The following is an 18,541-nucleotide window of genomic DNA, read 5'->3' as shown; positions in this document are numbered from 1 at the left end:
ACTCCGATCACGATGGTATGCCCACCCGCACGAACATCAGCACGCCCGACACCAGGAACACCCAGAACAGCGACACCGGCAGGAACACCTTCCACCCCAGCCGCATCAACTGGTCGTAGCGATAGCGCGGCACCGTCGCCTTCACCCAGCTGAACAGGAAGAAGAAGAACAGCATCTTGGCGAACAGCCACAGGATGCCCGGCACGACGTACAGCGGTGCCCAGTCGACCGGCGGCAGCCACCCGCCCCAGAACAGCGTCGCGTTGAGGACGCACATCAAGATGACGTTGGCGTATTCGCCCAGCCAGTAGAGCGCGAAGCTCATCGAGCTGTATTCGGTCTGGTATCCCGCGACGAGCTCGCTCTCCGCCTCGGTCAGGTCGAACGGCGCGCGCTGCGTCTCGGCGAGCGAGGAGATGAAGAACATCACCGCCATCGGGAACAGCAGCGGGTTCACGACAAAGCCGTTGAGGCGGATGCCGAGCGTGTTCTGCTGCGCCATCACGATGCCCGACAGGTTGAACGTCCCCGACCACATCACAACCGAGATCAGGATGAACCCGATCGCGACCTCGTAGCTCACCATCTGCGCGGCCGCACGCAGTGCCGAGTAGAAGGGGTATTTCGAGTTCGAAGCCCACCCCGCCAGGATGATCCCGTACACCCCGAGGCTCGACGCCGCGAGCACGTACAGCAGCCCGACGTTGATGTCGGCGAGCACCACCCCGGCCTGAAACGGCACCACCGCCCACACGATCAGCGCGACGGTGAAGGTGATGATCGGCGCGATCAGGAATAGCGCACGGTTCGCGGCGCTCGGTATGATCGTTTCCTGGAGGAAGACCTTCAGCCCGTCCGCGAACGACTGGAGCAGCCCGAACGGCCCGACGACGTTGGGCCCGCGCCTGAGCGCCATCGCCGCCCAGATCTTGCGATCGGCATAGATGATCATCGCTACCGCCAGCATCAGCGGCAACGCAATGACGAGGATGCCGACGATCGTCGCGGTGAACCACGCCGCCCCGTAGCTGAAACCCAGCGTATGATTGAAGAAGTCGGTCATCGCCCCAGACCCGTCACCCCAGCGAAGGCTGGGGTCTTGCAGTTACAGAGCGCGCGCTTGCCGCACGAGACCCCAGCCTGCGCTGGGGCGACGAATGGATGGTTCACTCCGCCGCCTCCGCGAAATCTTCGCCGTGGACCAATTCCGCCGAACATCGCTGCATCGTCGGCGATGCGCGGCAGATCGCGTTGGTGAGATAGAAGTCCTTGATCGGATAGCCCTCGATCGTGCCGCTCGCGGTCGCATCGAGTGAGGGAGGGTTCCAGTCGAAGCTGACCAGCCCCTCGTGGCGCAACGCGGGAACCTCACCATACATCGCCTCGCGCAGCCCCGCGAGACTGTCGAACGGCAAGGTTTGGCCCAGTACCTCCGACAACGCGCGAAAGATCGTCCAATCCTCGCGCGCGTCACCCGGCGGGAACACCGCGCGCTCGCCGCGCTGGACCCGGCCCTCCAGATTGACCCAAGTTCCCGACTTCTCGGAATAGGCCGCTCCGGGCAGCACCACATCGGCATGGCTCGCACCGAAGTCGCCGTGGTGGCCGACATAGACCTTGAACCCGGCGAAGCGCGTATAATCCGCCTCGTCCGCGCCAAGGAAGAAGGTCAGCTTCGCCCCCGTCACGTCCGCAATGCCGCCCTTCTGCGCGTAGCCGAGCATCAGCCCGCCCGTTCGCGCCGCCGCCATGTGCAGCACATTATAGCCGTTCCAGCCATCACGCACGAGGTTGAGCGTGCTCGCCAGCTTGAGCGAAGCGCCGTGGCCGCCCTTCAGCGCCCCGCCGCCGACGATCACCGCCGGCCGCTCGGCCTTGCCGAACGCCTCGCTCACGTGGTCAGGCAGCGAGCCCATCAGCGACAGATCGCCGCCGAGCCAATCGACCTTGTAGGTCAGGTCGGTCTCCGCGCCGATCGCGAAAACCTTCGCACCCTTCTTGATCGCCTTGCGCACCCGCGTGTTCACCAGCGGCGCTTCCCAGCGCAGATTGGTGCCGACCAGCAGGATCGCGTCCGCGTGCTCGACGCCGGCGATGGTGGTGTTGAAATTCACCGCAGCGAGGCTCGACGTGTCGTAGTCCATCCCGGTCTGGCGGCCCTCCAACAACGAAGACCCCATCGATCGCGCCAGCACCTTGGCCGCGTACATCGTCTCGCAGTCGACCAGATCGCCCGCGACCACCGCGACGCTGTCGCCCGCGTCTACCGCGGCAATGGCCGCAAAAGCCTCGTCCCAGGTTGCCGCGACCAGCTTGCCGCCACGCCGGATGTACGGCCTGTCGAGTCGCCGCCGCACCAGCCCGTCGATCGCGTGGCGCGGCTTGTCGGTCGCCCACACCTCGTTCACGTCCTCGTTGATCCGCGGCACGCAACGCAGCACCTGCCGCCCGCGACTGTCGAGCCGAATGTTGGTGCCGACCGCATCCATGACGTCGATCGTCAGCGTCTTTTTCAGCTCCCAAGGCCGAGCCTCGAACGCGTATGGCTTCGATGTCAGTGCGCCGACCGGGCAGAGGTCGACGACGTTGCCGCTCAGTTCGCTGGTCACCGCCTTTTCCAGATACGACGTGATCTGCATGTTCTCGCCGCGGAAGATCGCGCCGATCTCCTCGACGCCCGACACCTCCTCGGCGAAGCGGATGCAGCGGGTGCATTGGATGCAGCGGGTCATGATCGTCTTGACGATCGGCCCCATGTACTTCTCGGTCACCGCGCGCTTGGGCTCGTCGTAGCGCGAGCGGCCGCGACCATAAGCGATCGACTGATCCTGCAGGTCGCACTCGCCGCCCTGGTCGCAAATCGGGCAGTCGAGCGGGTGGTTGATGAGCAGGAACTCCATCATCCCCTCGCGCGCATGCTTGACCATCGGCGTGGTGGTGAACACCTCCTGATTGTGCGCTGCGGGTAGCGCGCACGACGCCTGCGGCTTGGGCGGCCCGGGCTTCACCTCGACCAGGCACATCCGGCAATTGCCCGCAATGCTGAGCCGCTCGTGATAGCAGAACCGCGGGATTTCCTTCCCCGCGATCTCGCACGCCTGGAGCACGGTGGCACCCTGCGGCACCTCGACCTCGATGCCGTCGACTTTGAGCTTGGGCATTACTCTTCGTCCTTGCGGGCGGGCCGCACGCCAACCGCCATCGCGCCCGGTATGTTCGGATGAACGGGATTTGGGATTAGCTGCTGTCGTCGTGGATCAATGAGCACGTCCATGCCTTCCATTGGAATAGCACCGAGCAACACCTGATTTCCCGTCACCATCGCGCCGGTGAACGCCGTGCGGCCGAAAACTTCCACGCGCACCGGCCCGACATAATCAACCACGATCTGGCGTCCGTCCGCTACCGTGATCATCCGCTCTTCGACCTTCTCCAAGCGCAGCTGCTTTGCGACGAGCTCGGGAATGCAGAGGTCGGCCGCGCCAGAGTCGACCAAGGCGTTTGCATCCAGCTCTTCGAGGTCGCCACGCGCGGCATTTGCCAAGCGGATATGTTGAAAGATCAAGCCCATTATTCCGCCGCCTCCTGCATCGGCGCCAGATCGCCGCCGCTACGCTCGACGATCCGCCGCTCCATCTCCGGGCGGAAATGCTTGATCAGCCCCTGAATTGGCCACGCCGCGGCATCGCCAAGCGCGCAGATCGAGTGGCCCTCGACCTGCTTGGTCACCTGCTGGAGCATGTCGATTTCGCCGATCTCGGCGTCGCCGGTGCGCATCCGTTCCATGACGCGCCACATCCAGCCAGTCCCCTCGCGGCAGGGCGTGCACTGGCCGCAGCTCTCGTGCTTGTAGAAATAGCTGATCCGGCTGATCGCGCGGACGATGTCGGTGGACTTGTCCATCACGATCACCGCCGCGGTGCCGAGACCCGAGCCGACCGCCTTCAGCCCGTCGAAGTCCATCGGCACGTCCATGATCTCGGCCGCGGGAACTAGCGGCACCGACGACCCGCCCGGGATCACCGCGAGCAGATTGTCCCAGCCACCGCGAATGCCGCCGCAATGTTCCTCGATCAGCTGGCGGAACGGGATGCTCATCGCCTCCTCGACCACGCACGGCTTGTTCACGTGCCCGCTGATCTGGAAGAGCTTGGTGCCGCGATTGTTCTCCGCGCCGAAGCTCGCGAACCACTCCGCCCCACGCCGCAGGATCGTCGGCGCGACCGCGATCGATTCGACGTTGTTGACCGTCGTCGGGCAGCCGTACAGTCCCGCCCCCGCCGGAAACGGCGGCTTGAGGCGCGGCTGGCCCTTCTTGCCCTCCAGCGATTCCAGCATCGCGGTCTCTTCGCCGCAGATGTACGCGCCCGCGCCGCGGTGGACGAACACGTCGAAGTCGTAGCCCGAACCGCAGGCGTTCTTGCCGATCAGCCCCGCGTCATACGCCTCGGCGACCGCGGCAAAGAGCACCTCCGCCTCGCGGATATATTCGCCGCGGATGTAGATGTAGGCCGCCCGCGCGCGCATCGCGAAGCCCGCGACCAGCGCGCCTTCGATCAGCTTGTGCGGATCGTGGCGGATGATCTCCCGGTCCTTGCAGCTGCCGGGCTCGGACTCGTCGGCGTTGATGACCAGGAAGTTCGGCCGGTCGGGCTTGGGTTCCTTGGGCATGAACGACCATTTGGTGCCGGTCGGAAACCCCGCCCCGCCGCGCCCGCGCAGGCCGCTCGCCTTGACGACGTCGATGATCGCGTCCTGCCCGCGCAGCATCAGAGCCCTGGTGTCGTCCCAGTCTCCTCGCGCACGCGCCGCGTCCAGATTCCACGACTGAAATCCGTAGACATTGGTGAAGATGCGGTCCTTGTCGCTGAGCATCAGGCGCGCGCCTCGAGTGTGCTTATGCGTCGGTCGAAGCTGAGCAACTGCGCGGTCATGTTGTCGAGCCGTTCGTTTACACCGGTCAATTCGATAAGCACATGCTGGTGAAAGTGCTGCATGGCGGTTTGCCGCTTCTCGATGCGCTCCATACGGTCTTCGATCGCCGTTAAGCGAGCATCCATCCGATCCATACGTCGACCAAGTTCGGCAATGTTGCTCTGGATCGTCTTGAGAAGCCCGACGATGAACTCGTTTTCGTCAGCCATCACCACTCCCCCCGGTAATCGTGGTTGGCGTCGACCATCTCTTTGAGCGACGTCGGCCCGCCTTCTGGGCAGCTCGCCCGTCGTCCGATCGTCGATCCCGGCTCGGGCCGCTCGCCATTCGCCAGCGCGTCCAGAACGCCAAGCATGCGATCGTAGTCGAGGTCCTCGTAATTGTCGTCGTTGATCTGGACCATCGGCGCGTTGGCGCAGGCGCCCAGGCACTCGACCTCGCTCAGCGTGAACACGCCGTCGGGGGTCGTCCCGCCCTTCACCAGCCCGCGGTTCTTGCACGCCGCCAGCACGTCGTCGGAGCCGCGCAGCAGGCACGGCGTCGTCCCGCATACCTGGACGTGAAAGCGCCCGACCGGCGCCAGGTTGAACATCGTGTAGAAGGTCGCGACCTCGTACACGCGCATGTACGGCACGCCGATCGCGCGCGCGACGAACTCGATGACGGGCACCGGCAGCCAGCCTTGCGTGTTCGTCTCCGCACCGACCTGCCGCTGGGCGAGGTCGAGGAACGGGATCGACGCCGACTGCTCGCGCCCCTTGGGATAGCGCGACAGGATCTCGTTCGCCTTGCGCTGGTTCTCGTCGGACCAGTGAAAGCCACCCCAGCGCGCGCGCGTCTCGGCCTCGTCGGGGATGTGAACTGCGTCAGCCACGATGAGCTTCCTGATCCTGGCCGACCCGCCGCAATAAGAGGATCACCGCATACCCGACGAGCCCGGCTAACGCGATCGCGCCCAGCGCCCAGAAGCTGAGAATGCCAGCGAAAATGCCGAAGCTGCTCCCGAGAACGCCGCTGAGAAACCCAACCATCAAAACCGCGCAAACGAGCAGCACAATCACCTTCGCGCCTGATGATGCGTAACCGCCCCGATAGCTCACCGGTCACACTCCCCGAACACGATATCCATCGCGCCCAGAATAGCCGTCGTATCCGCCAGCATATGCCCCTTCGCCATGAAGTCGAACGCCTGCAGATGACTGAACGCGGTCGGCCTGATCTTGCAGCGGTAAGGCTTGTTGCTGCCATCCGCGACCAGATACACGCCGAACTCGCCCTTGGGGCTTTCGGTCGCGACATAGACGTCGCCCGCGGGGACGTGGAAGCCCTCGGTATAGAGTTTGAAGTGATGGATCAGCGCCTCCATCGACTGCTTCATCTCGGCGCGTTTGGGCGGCACCACCTTTCGGTCGAGCGACGCGATCGGTCCCTCGGGCATGTCGCGCAGGCACTGCTTCATGATCCGCGCCGACTGACGCACCTCCTCGACCCGCACCATGAACCGGTCGTAGCAATCGCCGCGCGTCCCCACCGGCACGTCGAAGTCCATCTTGGCGTAGACGTCGTACGGCTGCGACTTGCGCAAGTCCCAAGGGATGCCCGCCGCGCGGATCATCGGCCCGGAGAAGCCCCAGGCGATCGCGTCGTCGCGGCTGACCGTCGCGATGTCGACGTTGCGCTGCTTGAAAATGCGGTTGTCCGCAACGAGGCTGATCGCATCCTCGAACAGCCGCGGCAGCCGCGTGTCGAGCCAGTCGGCGATGTCGGTCAGCAGCTTCAGCGGCACATCCTGATGCACCCCGCCCGGGCGGAAGTAATTGTGGTGCATCCGCGCACCCGACATGCGCTCGAAGAAGCCGTAGCAATCCTCGCGGATCTCGAACAGCCACAGGTTCGGCGTCATCGCGCCGACGTCCATGACGTGGCTGCCGAGGTTCAGCATGTGGTTCGAGATACGCGTCAGCTCGGCGAAGAACACCCGGAGGTATTGCGCGCGGATCGGCACTTCGATGTCGAGCAGCTTCTCGATCGCCAGCACGAAGCTATGCTCCATGCACAAGGGCGAGCAGTAATCGAGCCGGTCGAAATACGGCAGCGCCTGCATGTACGTCTTGTGCTCGATCAGCTTCTCGGTGCCGCGGTGGAGCAGCCCGACGTGCGGATCGACCCGCTCGACGATCTCGCCGTCGAGCTCCATGACGAGCCGCAGCACGCCGTGCGCGGCGGGGTGCTGAGGCCCGAAGTTGATCGTGTAGTTCTGGATGGTGACGTCGCCCTCGGTGGGGTCTTCGGCGTCGGTGCGTTCCAGCACCTGATCGACATAATCGGTCACTGGTTCTGCCCTCCGCCTTTGCTTGGCACGACATCGGGATCGGCGGGCTTGGGTCCACCGTCGGGGCCGCTCTTGCCCGCGCCGGTCTCACCCGTGCCCTCGGCAGTCTTGCCGTACGGCTGGCTCGGCGCCCTGGCCGGAGCCGCTGGCGACTTCGCCGCATCGACCTTGACGATCGCGTCCGCGCTCAGCGGCGTTTGGGCGCCCTTCTCCTGCGGCATCCCCGCCTTCTCGTCGCCCGGCAGCAAATATGCCGCGCCCTCCCACGGCGACGTGAAGTCGAACACCCGGAAATCCTGCGCCAACTGCACCGGCTGATAGACGACCCGCTTCTCCTCCTCGGAATAGCGCAGCTCGACGAAGCCCGAGAGGGGGAAGTCCTTGCGCTGCGGATGCCCGCGAAAGCCGTAATCGGTCAGGATGCGGCGAAGGTCGGCGTTGCCGCTGAACAGCACGCCGTACATGTCGTACACCTCGCGCTCCAGCCACCCCGCGACCGGCCACAGCCCCGTGACCGACGGCACCGGCTGGACATCGTCGGTCTGCACATGGACGCGGACCCGGTGGTTGCGGGTCAGCGACAGGAGGCAATAGACCACCTCGAACCGCTCGGCGCCGCGATCGGGATAGTCGACGCCCGCGATCTCCATCAGCTGCTGGTATTCGAGGCCCGGCGTATCGCGGAGCGCCCGGAGTACGTCGATGATCGCATTGCGTTCGACATGGAACGAGACCTCGCCCACCAGGTCGAAAGCCTCGACCAGCGCACCTCCGAGCGTCGCTCGCGCGACCTCGATCGTCTCGCCGTTCAGGTCCGCGGCATATGCGGGCGCGGGTGCCCTCATCGCTCGATGCTCCCGGAGCGCCGGATCTTCCGCTGCAGCTGCATGATCCCGTACAGCAGAGCCTCGGCGGTCGGCGGGCAGCCGGGGACGTAGATGTCGACCGGCACGATCCGGTCGCACCCGCGCACCACCGAATAGCTGTAATGATAATAGCCGCCGCCGTTGGCGCACGACCCCATCGAGATCACGTATTTGGGCTCGGACATCTGGTCGTAGACCCGCCGCAGCGCCGGGGCCATCTTGTTGCACAAGGTCCCCGCGACGATCATCACGTCCGACTGCCGCGGCGAAGCACGTGGCGTCGCGCCGAAGCGCTCCAGATCGTAACGCGGCATGTTGACGTGGATCATCTCCACCGCGCAGCACGCGAGCCCGAACGTCATCCACCACAGCGAGCCCGTCCGCGCCCAGGTGAACAAATCCTCGGTCGAGGTGACCAGAAAGCCCTTGTCGGTCAGCTCGCCGTTCAGGCTGTCGAAGACCCCCTGATCGGGCGGCACCAGCGACGTCGCCGCCGCCGAACGATCGAGCTCGACCGGACCGGAGTGAAGGTCTACTCCCAATCCAACGCTCCCTTCTTCCATGCGTATACCAGGCCGAGCGCGAGCTCGCCGATGAAGATCATCATACTGATCCAGGCGGTCCAGCCGAGCGAGAAAACGCTGACCGCCCAAGGATATAGGAACGCCGCTTCCAGATCGAAGACGATGAACAGGATCGCGACAAGATAGAAGCGCACGTCGAACTGGCTGCGCGGATCCTCGAACGCGGGAAAGCCGCATTCGTACTCGCTCAGCTTCTCCGCGGTCGGCTTGTGCGCGCCGGTCAGCCGCGCGACCGCCATCGGCAGGAACACGAACGCGCTCGACAGCAGCAGCGCCACGCCCAGGAACAGCAGGATCGGCAGATATTGCGACAGGTCGACCAACAGGCTTCTCGCAGATGCGAACGGATGGGGGCCGCTTTAGGCTTGGGTGCGGGCACGGGCAAGGGCGCGGGGACGTGAGAATCGTTCGCAACACGCCGCCGCATCAGGCGAAAACACCTCGCTGGACAGCAAGGTCGGTTGCGCTAAGAAACCCACATGACCGTCCCTGCCATCCTCGCAAAGCTGCGGCTTCCCGTTATCGGATCGCCGCTGTTCATCATCTCCGGGCCGGAACTGGTGATCGCCCAGTGCAAGGCGGGGATCGTCGGGTCCTTCCCCGCGCTCAACGCACGGCCCGCGGCGCTGCTCGACGAATGGCTGCACCGGATCACCGAGGAATTGGCCGCGCACAACCGCGCGCATCCCGATGCCCTCGCGGCGCCGTTCGCGGTCAACCAGATCGTCCACAAGTCGAACGACCGGCTCGATCACGACCTTGCGGTCTGCGCCAAGTGGCAGGTGCCGATCGTCATCACCTCGCTCGGCGCGCGCGAGGATCTGAACACCGCGGTCCACGCCTGGGGCGGCATCACGATGCACGACGTCATCGACGATCGCTTCGCGCGCAAGGCGGTGGAAAAGGGCGCCGACGGCCTGATCGCGGTCGCCGCGGGCGCGGGCGGGCATGCCGGGCGGCTGTCGCCCTTCGCGCTCGTGCAGGAAATCCGGCAATGGTTCGACGGGCCGCTGGCGCTGTCGGGCTCGATCGCCACCGGCGACGCGGTGCTGGGGTGCCAAGCGATAGGCGCGGACTTCGCCTACATCGGCTCCCCCTTCATCGCGACCGACGAAGCCAACGCCGACGCGGCCTACAAGCAGGGCATCGTCGATGGAAAGGCCGCGGACATCGTCTATTCCAACCTCTTCACCGGCGTCCACGGCAACTATCTGCGCGCCTCGATCGTGCAGGCGGGGATGGACCCCGACAACCTCCCCGAAGGCGACCTCAAGACGATGGACTTCGGCGGCGGCAATTCCGCCAAGCCCAAGGCATGGAAGGACATCTGGGGCTCGGGCCAGGGCATCGGCGCCGTGGTCGCGGTCGAATCGGTCGCGGCGCGGGTCGACCGGATGGCGGAAGAATATGCGCGCGCGAAGGCGCGGGTTTTGGCGGCCTGAGTTCGACGCATTTGGTCGCACTCCCTCAATACTCAATCCGCCCCGCTAGAACGCCAGCGCCAGCCGTTGCTGCATCGAACGCGCCGGGCTCGGCAGCGTGTCGGCGGGTTGCTCCTGCGCCAGGTCGAGCTTCGCGATGCGGCGGTGGAGATCGGCGCTGGCGGCGATCATGGCCTGCGCGCGCGCGGGCAGCGCGGCGAGCACCGGCGCGTCGGTCACCGGCGCATCCCCCAGCCGCCGCGACGGATCGAGCGCGTCGCGCGGGCGCAGCTCGCCCGCGGACACCGCGCGCTGGGTCAGCAGCCAGGCGATGATGTGCATCAGCCGCGTCGTCACCTTGAGCGATTCGCAAGAAAACGTCACGCGGGTCAGCGGGTCGAGTGCCTCGCGCTCGGCGCGGCCCGCTTCGTCGAAATAGGCACGCGCTTCGTCGGCCAGCACCATCGCCTCGACATAGAGCGAGTCGACGAGCCGCCGCTGCATTCGTGATTCGTGAGCGCTGCCATTCATCGGGCAACGCTGGCATAACCCCGTCCCGCTCGCCAGCGCCTATCGGCAGGCGCCGTCCCGGAACCGGGCGATGTCAGGCGATGATGTCGGGGATCAGCTGGTCCTCCAGCATCGCGATCTCGTCGCGCAGCCGCAACTTGCGCTTCTTCAGCCGCGCGAACTGGAGCTGGTCGGTCACCGTCCCGCTCGCCAGCGCCACGATCGCGACGTCCAGGTCGCGGTGCTCGGTGCGCAGGATGTCGAGCCGCAGCGCGATGGCCGCCGTGTCGCCCGATCCGTCCAAGTGCGCGTCCCCCATCTGCTCGGATCGAGCCCTTAGCAAACCCGCCCCACAAAACCGAATCGTCGCCGCCACCGGTCGGATCGTCGCAGCCGTGCGATTTCAGGAGAGACTTTTCCCCCTGCCGGTGGTTCAATCGCCACCCCAACCGAATGCAGGAGCCGATCACGCTATGCAGACGTCGCACCACGCAGCCCTGGAAACCAAGCATGCCGGTCTCGACCGCCGGATCGCCGACGAAACCCACCGCCCGATGCCGGACCCGGTGGTTCTGGCCGACCTGAAAAAGCAGAAGCTGAAGCTGAAGGAAGAGATCGCCAGCCTCTGACACCCGCGGGGCCGTTTGCCGCCGCCTGCGCAAACGGCTCTTGCCCTTTCGCGCGATTCACCGTCTGGGCGCGATAGCTTTGGCCGGTGGCGGACTGCCTTTACCCGTGCCGACCGGCTTGCGCGCCTTCATCGGGTCGATGGTGGAGTCGAAGGCTATGCCCGTGCGGCCTTCCGCCTGCCAAGCCGTCCGCCCCGACACGCGGCCGACACCGCGCAGCTCGAGCTCGACCGGTGAGCCGATCGCCAGCGATTGCTCGAGCTCGGCCATCAGCCCGCCCGGCGACAGATTGCGCACCCGCACATCGGCCCAGGCGGTGGCATCGCCGATCCGGATGCGGGCCAGCAGGAACAAGCTGTCGCGGTTGCGCGATTGCGCCTCGCCGGCATCTTCGGTGGGAGCCAGCCGGTCCCGATTGATGTTGTCCATGGCCCGACCCTGTGCGCACCCGCACGCCCACCGCGCGCGAAACCTGAGACCGGAACGCTAGGCGCAAAGGCTCGCCAAAAGATTAACCGCGTGCCGCCCTCAATCGTCGCGCGACACCCGCTCGTGGCGCTCGTGGCGCTCCTGCGCCTCGATCGTCATCGTCGCGATCGGCCGCGCTTCGAGCCGCGCCAGGCTGATCGGCTCGCCGGTCACGTCGCAATAGCCGTATTCGCCCTGGTCAATTCGGCGCAGCGCCGCCTCGATCTTGGACACCAGTTTGCGCTGGCGGTCGCGGGTGCGCAGTTCGATCGACCAGTCGGTCTCGCTCGAGGCGCGATCGTTCAGGTCGGCCTCGCGTAGCGAATCCACCTGAAGCTGCGACAGCGTGCCCTGCGCCTCGCGCAGGATCGCATCCTTCCACTGGATCAGCTTGCGGCGGAAATAGGCCTGCTGGCGCAGGCTCATGAACGGCTCGTCGGCACCTGGGCAATAGCCCTCGTCCGTCCCCTCTGCCGCCCCCTCTGCGGCATCGTTCGCCGCATGCGGATTGAATCTGCCGGTGTCGTCGATACGATCGAATACGGTCGCCATGCCACTCTCCCCACGGCCGGCATCGCCCCTGCATCGCCGGCCTCACCCCCGATGGTGACCGCGCCTATAGTCGTGCGCGCCTCTGGCGACAAGCGATGCGGCACGAAAGATTCTTCTTTGCTCGCGCACGATTGTTGCACCGCGGCAAGAGCATCGGCATGGTTCGGCCCAACATCGAACCCGGCAAGCACATCCATCATTCCCGTACCAGAACGGCACGTTAAGGAGCGGGCGGCAAAGCTCGCGCGCCGATTTGCCGGTTCGTTCGCGAGTATCGTGGTTAATGCCGTTGCACTTAATACTTTGTTGGTCACTTTGATCGTTTAGCGGCCTTGAGGGCGGCTTGGACCCGGACCTGTCGCTACCCGCGGCAGTGAAGAGAAAGTGACGCGATGTCGGTGCGGATGGCCTTGGCGAAATTGTGCGCGTGCGCATGCGGCGGTGCCCTGATCGGGGGAGGCGCGGTCCACGTCGCCGAAAGCCCGAAGCGGGTCGCCTACAGCAAGCAGGCGGTACGCCCGGTGGTGAAGCGAGTCGTGCGGCGACAGGTCGCGCAGGTCGGCACGACCCGCATCCGCCGGATCGTCACCACGACCACGACCAAATGCGCGCCAGCGGTCGTCACCGTCGCCAGCCAGGCGGTGCCGGTTCCCCTGCCCCGCAGCGAAGGCTTCGTCAGCGGCGGCGGCGGCGTGCCGGTGGTCATTGGCGGCACCGGCGGCCTGGGCGGCGGCTTCGGCTTCGGCGGCGGGCTGGGCGGCGGTTTCGGCGGGGGTGGCGGCGGCGGCAGTGTCGTCAGCATCGACAATTCGAACACCAATTCGAACTCCCAGAACCAAAACCAGAATCAGAACCAGAACCAGAACCAGAACCAGAATCAGAATCAGAACGAAAACCAGAACCAGAACGAGAACCAGAACGGCGGCGGCAAACCGGGCAAGCCCGACAAGCCGGGCACCTCGACCGGATCGACCGGGTCGAGCAGCTACGGATCGAGCAGCCAGGGCTGGTCGTCGAGCGGCGGCTGGGGCTCGTCGGGCGGCTGGTCGTCGAACGGCTCCAGCAGCAGCTCCAGCTCGAACGGATCGTCGGGCGCGTCGGGCAGCACGTCGGGCAGCAGCAGCGGATCGTCGTCGACCTCCAGCTCGTCGTCGAGCAGCGGATCGTCCTCGGGGTCGTCGAGCGGCAGCACCGGATCGAGCGGCGGCCAGCCCGCCCCCGTCCCCGCGCCGCCGATGATGCTGCTGTTCGGGGCCGCCGCAGCCGCCCTGGTCGCGCGCCGGCGCCTCACGAAGTCCGTCGCCTGATTCCCAAGACCAGGCAGGCATGACACGGGCCCGCGCCACGCAGCGCGGGCCCGTTTTCGTGTCGCCCCTTTGTACGTCGGGCGTCAGGCGTCGTGCAGCGCGCGCTCGATGTCGGGCACCGGATGCCCGGTCAGGTCCTTGGCCAGCTCGCCGGTCAGCCGCGCGCTGACCGCCTTGCCGTAATGCTTGCGCAGCTCGCCCAGCGTCTTGGGCGATGCCACCACGATCAGCGATTCGAAGTCGCCCGCCAGCGCCCGCTTGTTCAGCATCGCGGCGGTCTCGGCAGCGAAGCGATCCTCCTCCTGCTGGTGATAATCGGTCTCGCCCATCGTCCCGCGCTGGGGCGCAAAGCCCGCGCCGCCGCCGCCCGCATGGTTGTCGCCACCCGATGCGCCCGCGGGTGCATGCGATCCGGCCTGGGTCGACGATGAACGCCCGGCCGCGTCGGTCTTCTGGTCGCCGTCCTTGGGGTTCGGATGCTCCTCCGCCGCCTCGACCTTCAGGTTCGGATAAGCGGCGTCGCCCTCGTTGCGGAAGAACAGCATCTTGCGTCCGTCGGCGACCAGGACGAAAGCGTTTTGGGGGACGTGCATGACGGATTCTCCTGTGACTGTCGGAGCTCCAACGCCCTGCTCCCGCGGGGGTTGCTCGCCGCGGTGCACGCCGCCATAGCCCGAAGCCATGCACGACATCCGTCTGATCCGCGACGATCCGCAAGCCTTTGATGCAGCTCTCGCCCGCCGGGGGCTTGAACCGCAATCTCGTTCGATCCTTATGTTGGACGAGCTCCGCCGCACCACTATCAGCCAAATCGAGCAAATACGCCAAGAGCGAAACGACACGTCGAAAGAGATTGGCGAGGCCAAATCCCTACAGAAAAATTGGTTCAAGCTTCAGCGAGAAGCTGATAGCGTTGAAGAGCATATCGTGGTTAGTCGAAACCTTATAGAACTTGAAGATAAACTCCGGTTCTTGCCCATGTCAGTAACTGCAGCGAAAGAGAAGCTTGCGATGTTTGAGCAAGCGCTTTCGGAAACGGAGGGCAGTCTAAGTAAAGTATTGGCGTCCTTGCCTAACCGACCGGCTGAGGATGTTCCCGTAGGATCGAACGAGCAAGACAACGTCCAAGTGCATAAGCGAGGTCTACTGCCGAATTTTACGTTTTCGGAGAAATCTCACGACGCGATCGGCCCCGCACTCGGCCTCGACTTCGACACCGGCGCGGCCATGTCCGGCGCCCGCTTCACCTTGCTGCGCGGCCCCATGGCCCGGTTCAGCCGCGCGCTCGGCCAGTTCATGCTCGACCGGCTCACCGGAGCCGACGCCGGCTACGAGCTTGTCCAGCCGCCGCTCCTCGTCCGCGACGAGGCGGTGTTCGGCACCGGGCAATTGCCAAAATTCGCCGAGGACCTGTTCCGCACCACCGACGGCCGCTGGCTGATCCCGACCGCGGAAGTGTCGCTGACCAACATCGTCCGCGAATCGATCCTCTCCGAGGACGAACTGCCGCTGCGCTTCACCGCGCTCACCCCCTGCTTCCGCTCGGAAGCAGGGGCCGCCGGGCGCGACACCCGCGGCTTCATCCGCCAGCACCAGTTCGACAAGGTCGAGATGGTCTCGATCGTCACGCCGGACACGTCGGACGCCGAGCACGAGCGGATGACCGCCCAGGCCGAGGGCATCTTGGAAGCGCTCGACCTCCCCTACCGCCGCATGCTGCTGTGCGCGGGCGACATGGGCTTCACCGCGCGGCGCACCTACGATCTGGAGGTGTGGCTCCCCGGCCAGGCGCAATATCGCGAGATTTCGAGCTGCTCCACCTGCGGCGACTTCCAGGCCCGGCGGATGAACGCGCGCTATCGGCCTGCGGGCGAGAAGGCGACGCGGTTCGTCCATACGCTCAACGGCTCGGCGCTCGCGGTCGGGCGGACTTTGGTCGCGGTGGTCGAGAACTACCAGCAGGAGGACGGCTCGGTCGCAGTCCCCGATGCTTTGCGCGCGTACCTGGGCGGCGCCGAACGGCTCGGGCCGCACTGATGCACATCCTGCGGACCGGGGGCGCCAGCGATGTGCGAGTCGAGGGACAGGTGCTGCAAGACGATGGCGGCCCGGCGCACGGCGTTGGCTGGCGATGCTGACCGAGGCGTTCGGCAAGGGAGTGTAGGCATGCGGCGGATCGGACCGGCGGTGGCGGTGCTCGCGCTCTCCGCCTGCATCCCGAGCATCGAGGCAGCGCCGCAGCGTGCCGAGCGCGGGCCACCGCCACGCGACACCTACGCCGGCGACCGGGGTGACCCGCGGTTTGCGTATCCGCCGCGCTCGGACGACGATTCCTATCCCGGGCCGACCCGGCCGATCCCCTATGCGGATCGCGGCGAGACTCGCCCCGCCGTCGTCGCGCTTTCCGCGCCGCCGCCCGCGTGGGAAGCGCGGCCGGTCGATGCCGACGCCCGCACCGTTGCGGAGGGAAGCTACGTCGTTGCACCCGGCGACACGCTGACCCGCATCGCCGACCGTACCGGCGCAGGCACCGATGCGATCGCGCGCGCCAACGCACTCGATCCGCCGTTCGCGGTGCGCAGCGGACAGCGGCTGCGCATCCCCGGCGGCCGTTACCATTTCGTTCGCGCAGGGCAGACCGGCATCGCGATCGCGCGCGCCTACGGCATCGAATGGTCGCGCATCGTCACCGCCAATGTGCTCGCGGAGCCCTATAAACTGCGCGTCGGCCAGCGCCTCGCCATCCCCGGCCCCGCCACCGGCAGCAGCCGCGCCGCCGAACGCGCCGCCGCCTTCACCCTCGACGTCGACGACATCCTCACCGGCGCACAGCCCGCGCAGGTCGCCTCCGCCGCGCCGGCTCGGCCCGCGCCCACCGCGCGGCGGGTGCTTCCCGCGACCACCCCGGTCGTCACCCCCGCGCGGCTGGCGGGCGGATTCGCCTGGCCGGTCGACGGCCGCGTCGTGAAGCGCTTCGGTGCGGGCGCCAGCGGCGAACGGAGCGACGGCATCAAGATCGCGGTGCCGCTGCAAACCCCGATCCGCGCCGCGGCCGACGGCGTCGTCGTCTATGTCGGCGACCGGGTGCCCGCGCTCGGCGGGCTGGTGATGATCAAGCACGGCGACGGCTGGACCAGCGTGTACGGCCACGCCGCGCGCCTGCTCGTCCGTCGCGGGCAGAGCGTCAGGCGCGGCGAGACCATCGGCCTGTCGGGCGAGAGCGGCTTTGCCGACCGCCCCGAACTCCATTTCGAGCTCCGCCGCGGCCGCGCGCCCGTCGATCCCTTGCGGGAATTGCCGCGGGTATCGTAGGCGCTGCGCCATGACCCACCAGTCCGATCTCCTGCGCACCCTTACGACGCGCGGCTACGTCCACCAGATGACCGACGCGGCCGCGCTCGATTCGCTCGCGAGCACGCAGATCGTCCCCGGCTACATCGGCTTCGATCCGACAGCACCGTCGCTCCATGTCGGCAGCCTGGTCCAGATCATGCTGCTCCGCCGCCTCCAGCAGACCGGGCACAAGCCGATCGTCCTGATGGGCGGCGGCACCGGCAAGATCGGCGACCCCAGCTTTAAGGACGAGGCGCGCAAGCTGCTGGCGGAGGACGGCATCCGGGCCAATGTCGCCTCGATCAAGCGCATCTTCGAACGCTTCCTCACCTTCGGAGACGGTCCCAGCGACGCGGTCATGCTGGACAACGCCGAGTGGCTCGACGCGCTCGAATACATCCCGTTCCTGCGTGATGTCGGTCAGCATTTCTCGGTTAACCGGATGCTGGGGTTCGATTCGGTCAAGCTGCGGCTCGACCGCGAGCAGTCGCTCAGCTTCCTCGAATTCAACTACATGATCCTCCAGGCCTACGACTTCCTCGAACTGTCGCGTCGCGCCGGGTGCCGGTTGCAGATGGGCGGATCGGATCAATGGGGGAACATCGTCAACGGCATCGAACTGTCGCGCCGCATGGACGGCACCGAGGTGTTCGGGGTGACCACCCCGCTCATCACCACCGCCGACGGCGCCAAGATGGGCAAGACCATGGCCGGTGCGGTCTGGCTGCACGAGGATCAGCTGCCGCATTTCGATTACTGGCAATTCTGGCGCAACACCGACGACCGCGATGTCGGCCGGTTCCTGCGGCTGTTCACCGACGTTCCGCTCGACGAGATCGCGCGCCTCGAGTCGCTGGGCGGCGCGGAGATCAACGCCGCCAAGATCGTCCTCGCCAACGCAGCCACCGCGATGTGTCGCGGCGCCGCCGCAGCCGAGCAGGCCGCGGACACCGCCAGACGCACCTTCGAGGACGGCGGCGCGGGCGAATCGCTGCCGCGGTTCAAGGTCACCGGCGGTCAGGTCGGCATCGTCGATGCACTGATCGGCCTGGGATTCGCCCAGTCGAAGGGCGAGGCACGGCGGCTGATCGCCGGCGGTGGCGCGCGGGTGGACGGCGAGAAGGTGTCGGACGAAAGCTATGCCATCGCGGTACGCGGCGACGTGCGCGTGTCGTCGGGCAAGAAGCTGCACGGATTGGTGATCGCCGGCTGAGCCCGCGTTAACACCTTATCCAGACGTGATTTCCTATGTCGTTCGTCAGGCGGGACCCTGGAGAGAACGACCGATGACCAACGCCGCCCCTCCGCTTGCCGCGGACGAGCGCAGCGCGCCGCGCGAGGCCGTGCTGTACCGCACTCGGCTCACCACCGACGCCGTGGAGCGCCCGGTGACGCTGGTGAACGTGTCCCCCGGCGGCTTCATGGCGCGCTGCGAGGAAGACTATGCCGCAGGCGACGGCGTCGTCGTAGTGCTGCCCCTAATCGGCCGGGTCGCCGCCGAAGTCCGTTGGGCATTGGGTGGCCGGATTGGCTGCCAGTTGCAACGCCGCCTGGGACTGGGCGAGTATCACGCGCTATTGCAGGCGCTCCCCCGCGGCTGACGT

At 66.5% G+C, this 18,541-nt stretch carries 23 protein-coding genes; 7 read left to right on the top strand and 16 right to left on the bottom strand.

Features of this window, described 5'->3' with window-relative positions:
- Positions 1-7: 7 nt before the first annotated feature.
- From nuoH to ndhC, 11 genes are all read right to left on the bottom strand, one after another.
- Entirely contained in the window at positions 8-1,063 is a 1,056-nt protein-coding gene (gene nuoH / locus ACE5C1_RS14610; RefSeq protein WP_374944801.1) for an NADH-quinone oxidoreductase subunit NuoH, read from the bottom strand.
- A 103-nt stretch (positions 1,064-1,166) separates the two neighbouring features.
- On the bottom strand, positions 1,167-3,161 hold the full coding sequence (gene nuoG / locus ACE5C1_RS14605; protein ID WP_374944800.1) for an NADH-quinone oxidoreductase subunit NuoG: 1,995 nt from the start codon (positions 3,159-3,161) through the stop codon (positions 1,167-1,169).
- Positions 3,161-3,571, bottom strand: coding sequence for a clan AA aspartic protease (locus ACE5C1_RS14600; protein WP_374944799.1), 411 nt, complete (start codon positions 3,569-3,571; stop codon positions 3,161-3,163). The genes nuoG and ACE5C1_RS14600 overlap by 1 nt, the downstream gene beginning before the upstream one ends.
- Positions 3,571-4,875, bottom strand: a complete 1,305-nt coding sequence (gene nuoF, locus ACE5C1_RS14595) for an NADH-quinone oxidoreductase subunit NuoF (RefSeq protein ID WP_374944798.1) — start codon at positions 4,873-4,875, stop codon at positions 3,571-3,573. The genes ACE5C1_RS14600 and nuoF overlap by 1 nt, the downstream gene beginning before the upstream one ends.
- Positions 4,875-5,144: a hypothetical protein gene (locus ACE5C1_RS14590; RefSeq protein WP_374944797.1), complete on the bottom strand. Its 270-nt coding sequence runs from the start codon at positions 5,142-5,144 to the stop codon at positions 4,875-4,877. Before ACE5C1_RS14590 ends, nuoF begins: the two co-directional genes overlap by 1 nt.
- Complete coding sequence (locus ACE5C1_RS14585; RefSeq protein ID WP_374944796.1) at positions 5,144-5,809, bottom strand: complex I 24 kDa subunit family protein; 666 nt, start codon at positions 5,807-5,809, stop codon at positions 5,144-5,146. Before ACE5C1_RS14585 ends, ACE5C1_RS14590 begins: the two co-directional genes overlap by 1 nt.
- Positions 5,802-6,035: a hypothetical protein gene (locus ACE5C1_RS14580; RefSeq protein WP_374944795.1), complete on the bottom strand. Its 234-nt coding sequence runs from the start codon at positions 6,033-6,035 to the stop codon at positions 5,802-5,804. The genes ACE5C1_RS14585 and ACE5C1_RS14580 overlap by 8 nt, the downstream gene beginning before the upstream one ends.
- On the bottom strand, positions 6,032-7,246 hold the full coding sequence (locus ACE5C1_RS14575) for an NADH-quinone oxidoreductase subunit D (protein WP_374944818.1): 1,215 nt from the start codon (positions 7,244-7,246) through the stop codon (positions 6,032-6,034). Before ACE5C1_RS14575 ends, ACE5C1_RS14580 begins: the two co-directional genes overlap by 4 nt.
- Before the next feature lie 17 nt (positions 7,247-7,263).
- Positions 7,264-8,112 (bottom strand): NADH-quinone oxidoreductase subunit C, encoded by an 849-nt coding sequence (locus ACE5C1_RS14570; protein ID WP_374944794.1) that lies wholly within the window; start codon positions 8,110-8,112, stop codon positions 7,264-7,266.
- Complete coding sequence (locus tag ACE5C1_RS14565) at positions 8,109-8,696, bottom strand: NuoB/complex I 20 kDa subunit family protein (RefSeq protein WP_374944793.1); 588 nt, start codon at positions 8,694-8,696, stop codon at positions 8,109-8,111. The genes ACE5C1_RS14570 and ACE5C1_RS14565 overlap by 4 nt, the downstream gene beginning before the upstream one ends.
- Positions 8,666-9,040, bottom strand: coding sequence for an NADH-quinone oxidoreductase subunit A (gene ndhC / locus ACE5C1_RS14560; protein ID WP_374944792.1), 375 nt, complete (start codon positions 9,038-9,040; stop codon positions 8,666-8,668). Before ndhC ends, ACE5C1_RS14565 begins: the two co-directional genes overlap by 31 nt.
- A gap of 156 nt (positions 9,041-9,196) precedes the next feature.
- Between ndhC and ACE5C1_RS14555 the strand changes: the two genes are divergently transcribed.
- Entirely contained in the window at positions 9,197-10,159 is a 963-nt protein-coding gene (locus ACE5C1_RS14555; protein ID WP_374944791.1) for an NAD(P)H-dependent flavin oxidoreductase, read from the top strand.
- Between the two features lie 45 nt (positions 10,160-10,204).
- Here ACE5C1_RS14555 and ACE5C1_RS14550 read toward each other — a convergent pair whose 3' ends face one another.
- Complete coding sequence (locus ACE5C1_RS14550; protein WP_374944790.1) at positions 10,205-10,642, bottom strand: DUF1465 family protein; 438 nt, start codon at positions 10,640-10,642, stop codon at positions 10,205-10,207.
- A gap of 100 nt (positions 10,643-10,742) precedes the next feature.
- Positions 10,743-10,967, bottom strand: coding sequence for a YdcH family protein (locus ACE5C1_RS14545; RefSeq protein ID WP_374944789.1), 225 nt, complete (start codon positions 10,965-10,967; stop codon positions 10,743-10,745).
- Between the two features lie 154 nt (positions 10,968-11,121).
- Here ACE5C1_RS14545 and ACE5C1_RS14540 point away from each other — a divergent pair, with 154 nt between their 5' ends.
- Positions 11,122-11,277 (top strand): DUF465 domain-containing protein, encoded by a 156-nt coding sequence (locus tag ACE5C1_RS14540; RefSeq protein WP_374944788.1) that lies wholly within the window; start codon positions 11,122-11,124, stop codon positions 11,275-11,277.
- 57 nt (positions 11,278-11,334) lie between these two features.
- Here the strand turns inward: ACE5C1_RS14540 and ACE5C1_RS14535 are convergent, their stop codons facing one another.
- Positions 11,335-11,706 (bottom strand): PilZ domain-containing protein, encoded by a 372-nt coding sequence (locus ACE5C1_RS14535; RefSeq protein WP_374944787.1) that lies wholly within the window; start codon positions 11,704-11,706, stop codon positions 11,335-11,337.
- Positions 11,707-11,805: 99 nt separating this feature from the next.
- Positions 11,806-12,297, bottom strand: a complete 492-nt coding sequence (gene dksA / locus ACE5C1_RS14530) for an RNA polymerase-binding protein DksA (RefSeq protein ID WP_374944786.1) — start codon at positions 12,295-12,297, stop codon at positions 11,806-11,808.
- Between the two features lie 404 nt (positions 12,298-12,701).
- Here dksA and ACE5C1_RS14525 point away from each other — a divergent pair, with 404 nt between their 5' ends.
- Positions 12,702-13,604, top strand: coding sequence for a hypothetical protein (locus ACE5C1_RS14525; RefSeq protein WP_374944785.1), 903 nt, complete (start codon positions 12,702-12,704; stop codon positions 13,602-13,604).
- 83 nt (positions 13,605-13,687) lie between these two features.
- Here ACE5C1_RS14525 and ACE5C1_RS14520 read toward each other — a convergent pair whose 3' ends face one another.
- Positions 13,688-14,197: a host attachment family protein gene (locus ACE5C1_RS14520; RefSeq protein WP_374944784.1), complete on the bottom strand. Its 510-nt coding sequence runs from the start codon at positions 14,195-14,197 to the stop codon at positions 13,688-13,690.
- An 88-nt stretch (positions 14,198-14,285) separates the two neighbouring features.
- On the opposite strand from ACE5C1_RS14520, the gene serS reads away from it, so the two are divergent.
- From serS to ACE5C1_RS14500, 4 genes are all read left to right on the top strand, one after another.
- Entirely contained in the window at positions 14,286-15,641 is a 1,356-nt protein-coding gene (serS, locus tag ACE5C1_RS14515) for a serine--tRNA ligase (RefSeq protein WP_374944783.1), read from the top strand.
- Positions 15,642-15,770: 129 nt separating this feature from the next.
- The gene (locus tag ACE5C1_RS14510; protein ID WP_374944782.1) at positions 15,771-16,916 is read left to right on the top strand and encodes a peptidoglycan DD-metalloendopeptidase family protein; all 1,146 of its coding nucleotides are present in this window, start codon (positions 15,771-15,773) and stop codon (positions 16,914-16,916) included.
- 10 nt (positions 16,917-16,926) lie between these two features.
- Positions 16,927-18,150 (top strand): tyrosine--tRNA ligase, encoded by a 1,224-nt coding sequence (tyrS, locus tag ACE5C1_RS14505; RefSeq protein ID WP_374944781.1) that lies wholly within the window; start codon positions 16,927-16,929, stop codon positions 18,148-18,150.
- A 73-nt stretch (positions 18,151-18,223) separates the two neighbouring features.
- The gene (locus tag ACE5C1_RS14500) at positions 18,224-18,538 is read left to right on the top strand and encodes a PilZ domain-containing protein (protein ID WP_374944780.1); all 315 of its coding nucleotides are present in this window, start codon (positions 18,224-18,226) and stop codon (positions 18,536-18,538) included.
- Positions 18,539-18,541: the final 3 nt, after the last annotated feature.

Origin of the sequence: Sphingomonas sp. (genome assembly GCF_964263785.1) — a bacterium.
Lineage (GTDB): Bacteria > Pseudomonadota > Alphaproteobacteria > Sphingomonadales > Sphingomonadaceae > Sphingomonas.
This window is presented reverse-complemented; position numbering and strand designations above follow the sequence as displayed.

Bases quoted from the DNA above. Each gene is read 5' to 3' on its own strand.
- nuoH (WP_374944801.1), bottom strand. From the start codon at position 1,063: ATGACCGACTTCTTCAATCATACGCTGGGTTTCAGCTACGGGGCGGCG.
- nuoG (WP_374944800.1), bottom strand. From the start codon at position 3,161: ATGCCCAAGCTCAAAGTCGACGGCATCGAGGTCGAGGTGCCGCAGGGT.
- ACE5C1_RS14600 (WP_374944799.1), bottom strand. From the start codon at position 3,571: ATGGGCTTGATCTTTCAACATATCCGCTTGGCAAATGCCGCGCGTGGC.
- nuoF (WP_374944798.1), bottom strand. From the start codon at position 4,875: ATGCTCAGCGACAAGGACCGCATCTTCACCAATGTCTACGGATTTCAG.
- ACE5C1_RS14590 (WP_374944797.1), bottom strand. From the start codon at position 5,144: ATGGCTGACGAAAACGAGTTCATCGTCGGGCTTCTCAAGACGATCCAG.
- ACE5C1_RS14570 (WP_374944794.1), bottom strand. From the start codon at position 8,112: ATGAGGGCACCCGCGCCCGCATATGCCGCGGACCTGAACGGCGAGACG.
- ACE5C1_RS14565 (WP_374944793.1), bottom strand. From the start codon at position 8,696: ATGGAAGAAGGGAGCGTTGGATTGGGAGTAGACCTTCACTCCGGTCCG.
- ACE5C1_RS14555 (WP_374944791.1), top strand. From the start codon at position 9,197: ATGACCGTCCCTGCCATCCTCGCAAAGCTGCGGCTTCCCGTTATCGGA.
- ACE5C1_RS14550 (WP_374944790.1), bottom strand. From the start codon at position 10,642: ATGCAGCGGCGGCTCGTCGACTCGCTCTATGTCGAGGCGATGGTGCTG.
- ACE5C1_RS14545 (WP_374944789.1), bottom strand. From the start codon at position 10,967: ATGGGGGACGCGCACTTGGACGGATCGGGCGACACGGCGGCCATCGCG.
- ACE5C1_RS14540 (WP_374944788.1), top strand. From the start codon at position 11,122: ATGCAGACGTCGCACCACGCAGCCCTGGAAACCAAGCATGCCGGTCTC.
- ACE5C1_RS14535 (WP_374944787.1), bottom strand. From the start codon at position 11,706: ATGGACAACATCAATCGGGACCGGCTGGCTCCCACCGAAGATGCCGGC.
- dksA (WP_374944786.1), bottom strand. From the start codon at position 12,297: ATGGCGACCGTATTCGATCGTATCGACGACACCGGCAGATTCAATCCG.
- ACE5C1_RS14525 (WP_374944785.1), top strand. From the start codon at position 12,702: ATGGCCTTGGCGAAATTGTGCGCGTGCGCATGCGGCGGTGCCCTGATC.
- ACE5C1_RS14520 (WP_374944784.1), bottom strand. From the start codon at position 14,197: ATGCACGTCCCCCAAAACGCTTTCGTCCTGGTCGCCGACGGACGCAAG.
- serS (WP_374944783.1), top strand. From the start codon at position 14,286: ATGCACGACATCCGTCTGATCCGCGACGATCCGCAAGCCTTTGATGCA.
- ACE5C1_RS14510 (WP_374944782.1), top strand. From the start codon at position 15,771: ATGCGGCGGATCGGACCGGCGGTGGCGGTGCTCGCGCTCTCCGCCTGC.
- tyrS (WP_374944781.1), top strand. From the start codon at position 16,927: ATGACCCACCAGTCCGATCTCCTGCGCACCCTTACGACGCGCGGCTAC.
- ACE5C1_RS14500 (WP_374944780.1), top strand. From the start codon at position 18,224: ATGACCAACGCCGCCCCTCCGCTTGCCGCGGACGAGCGCAGCGCGCCG.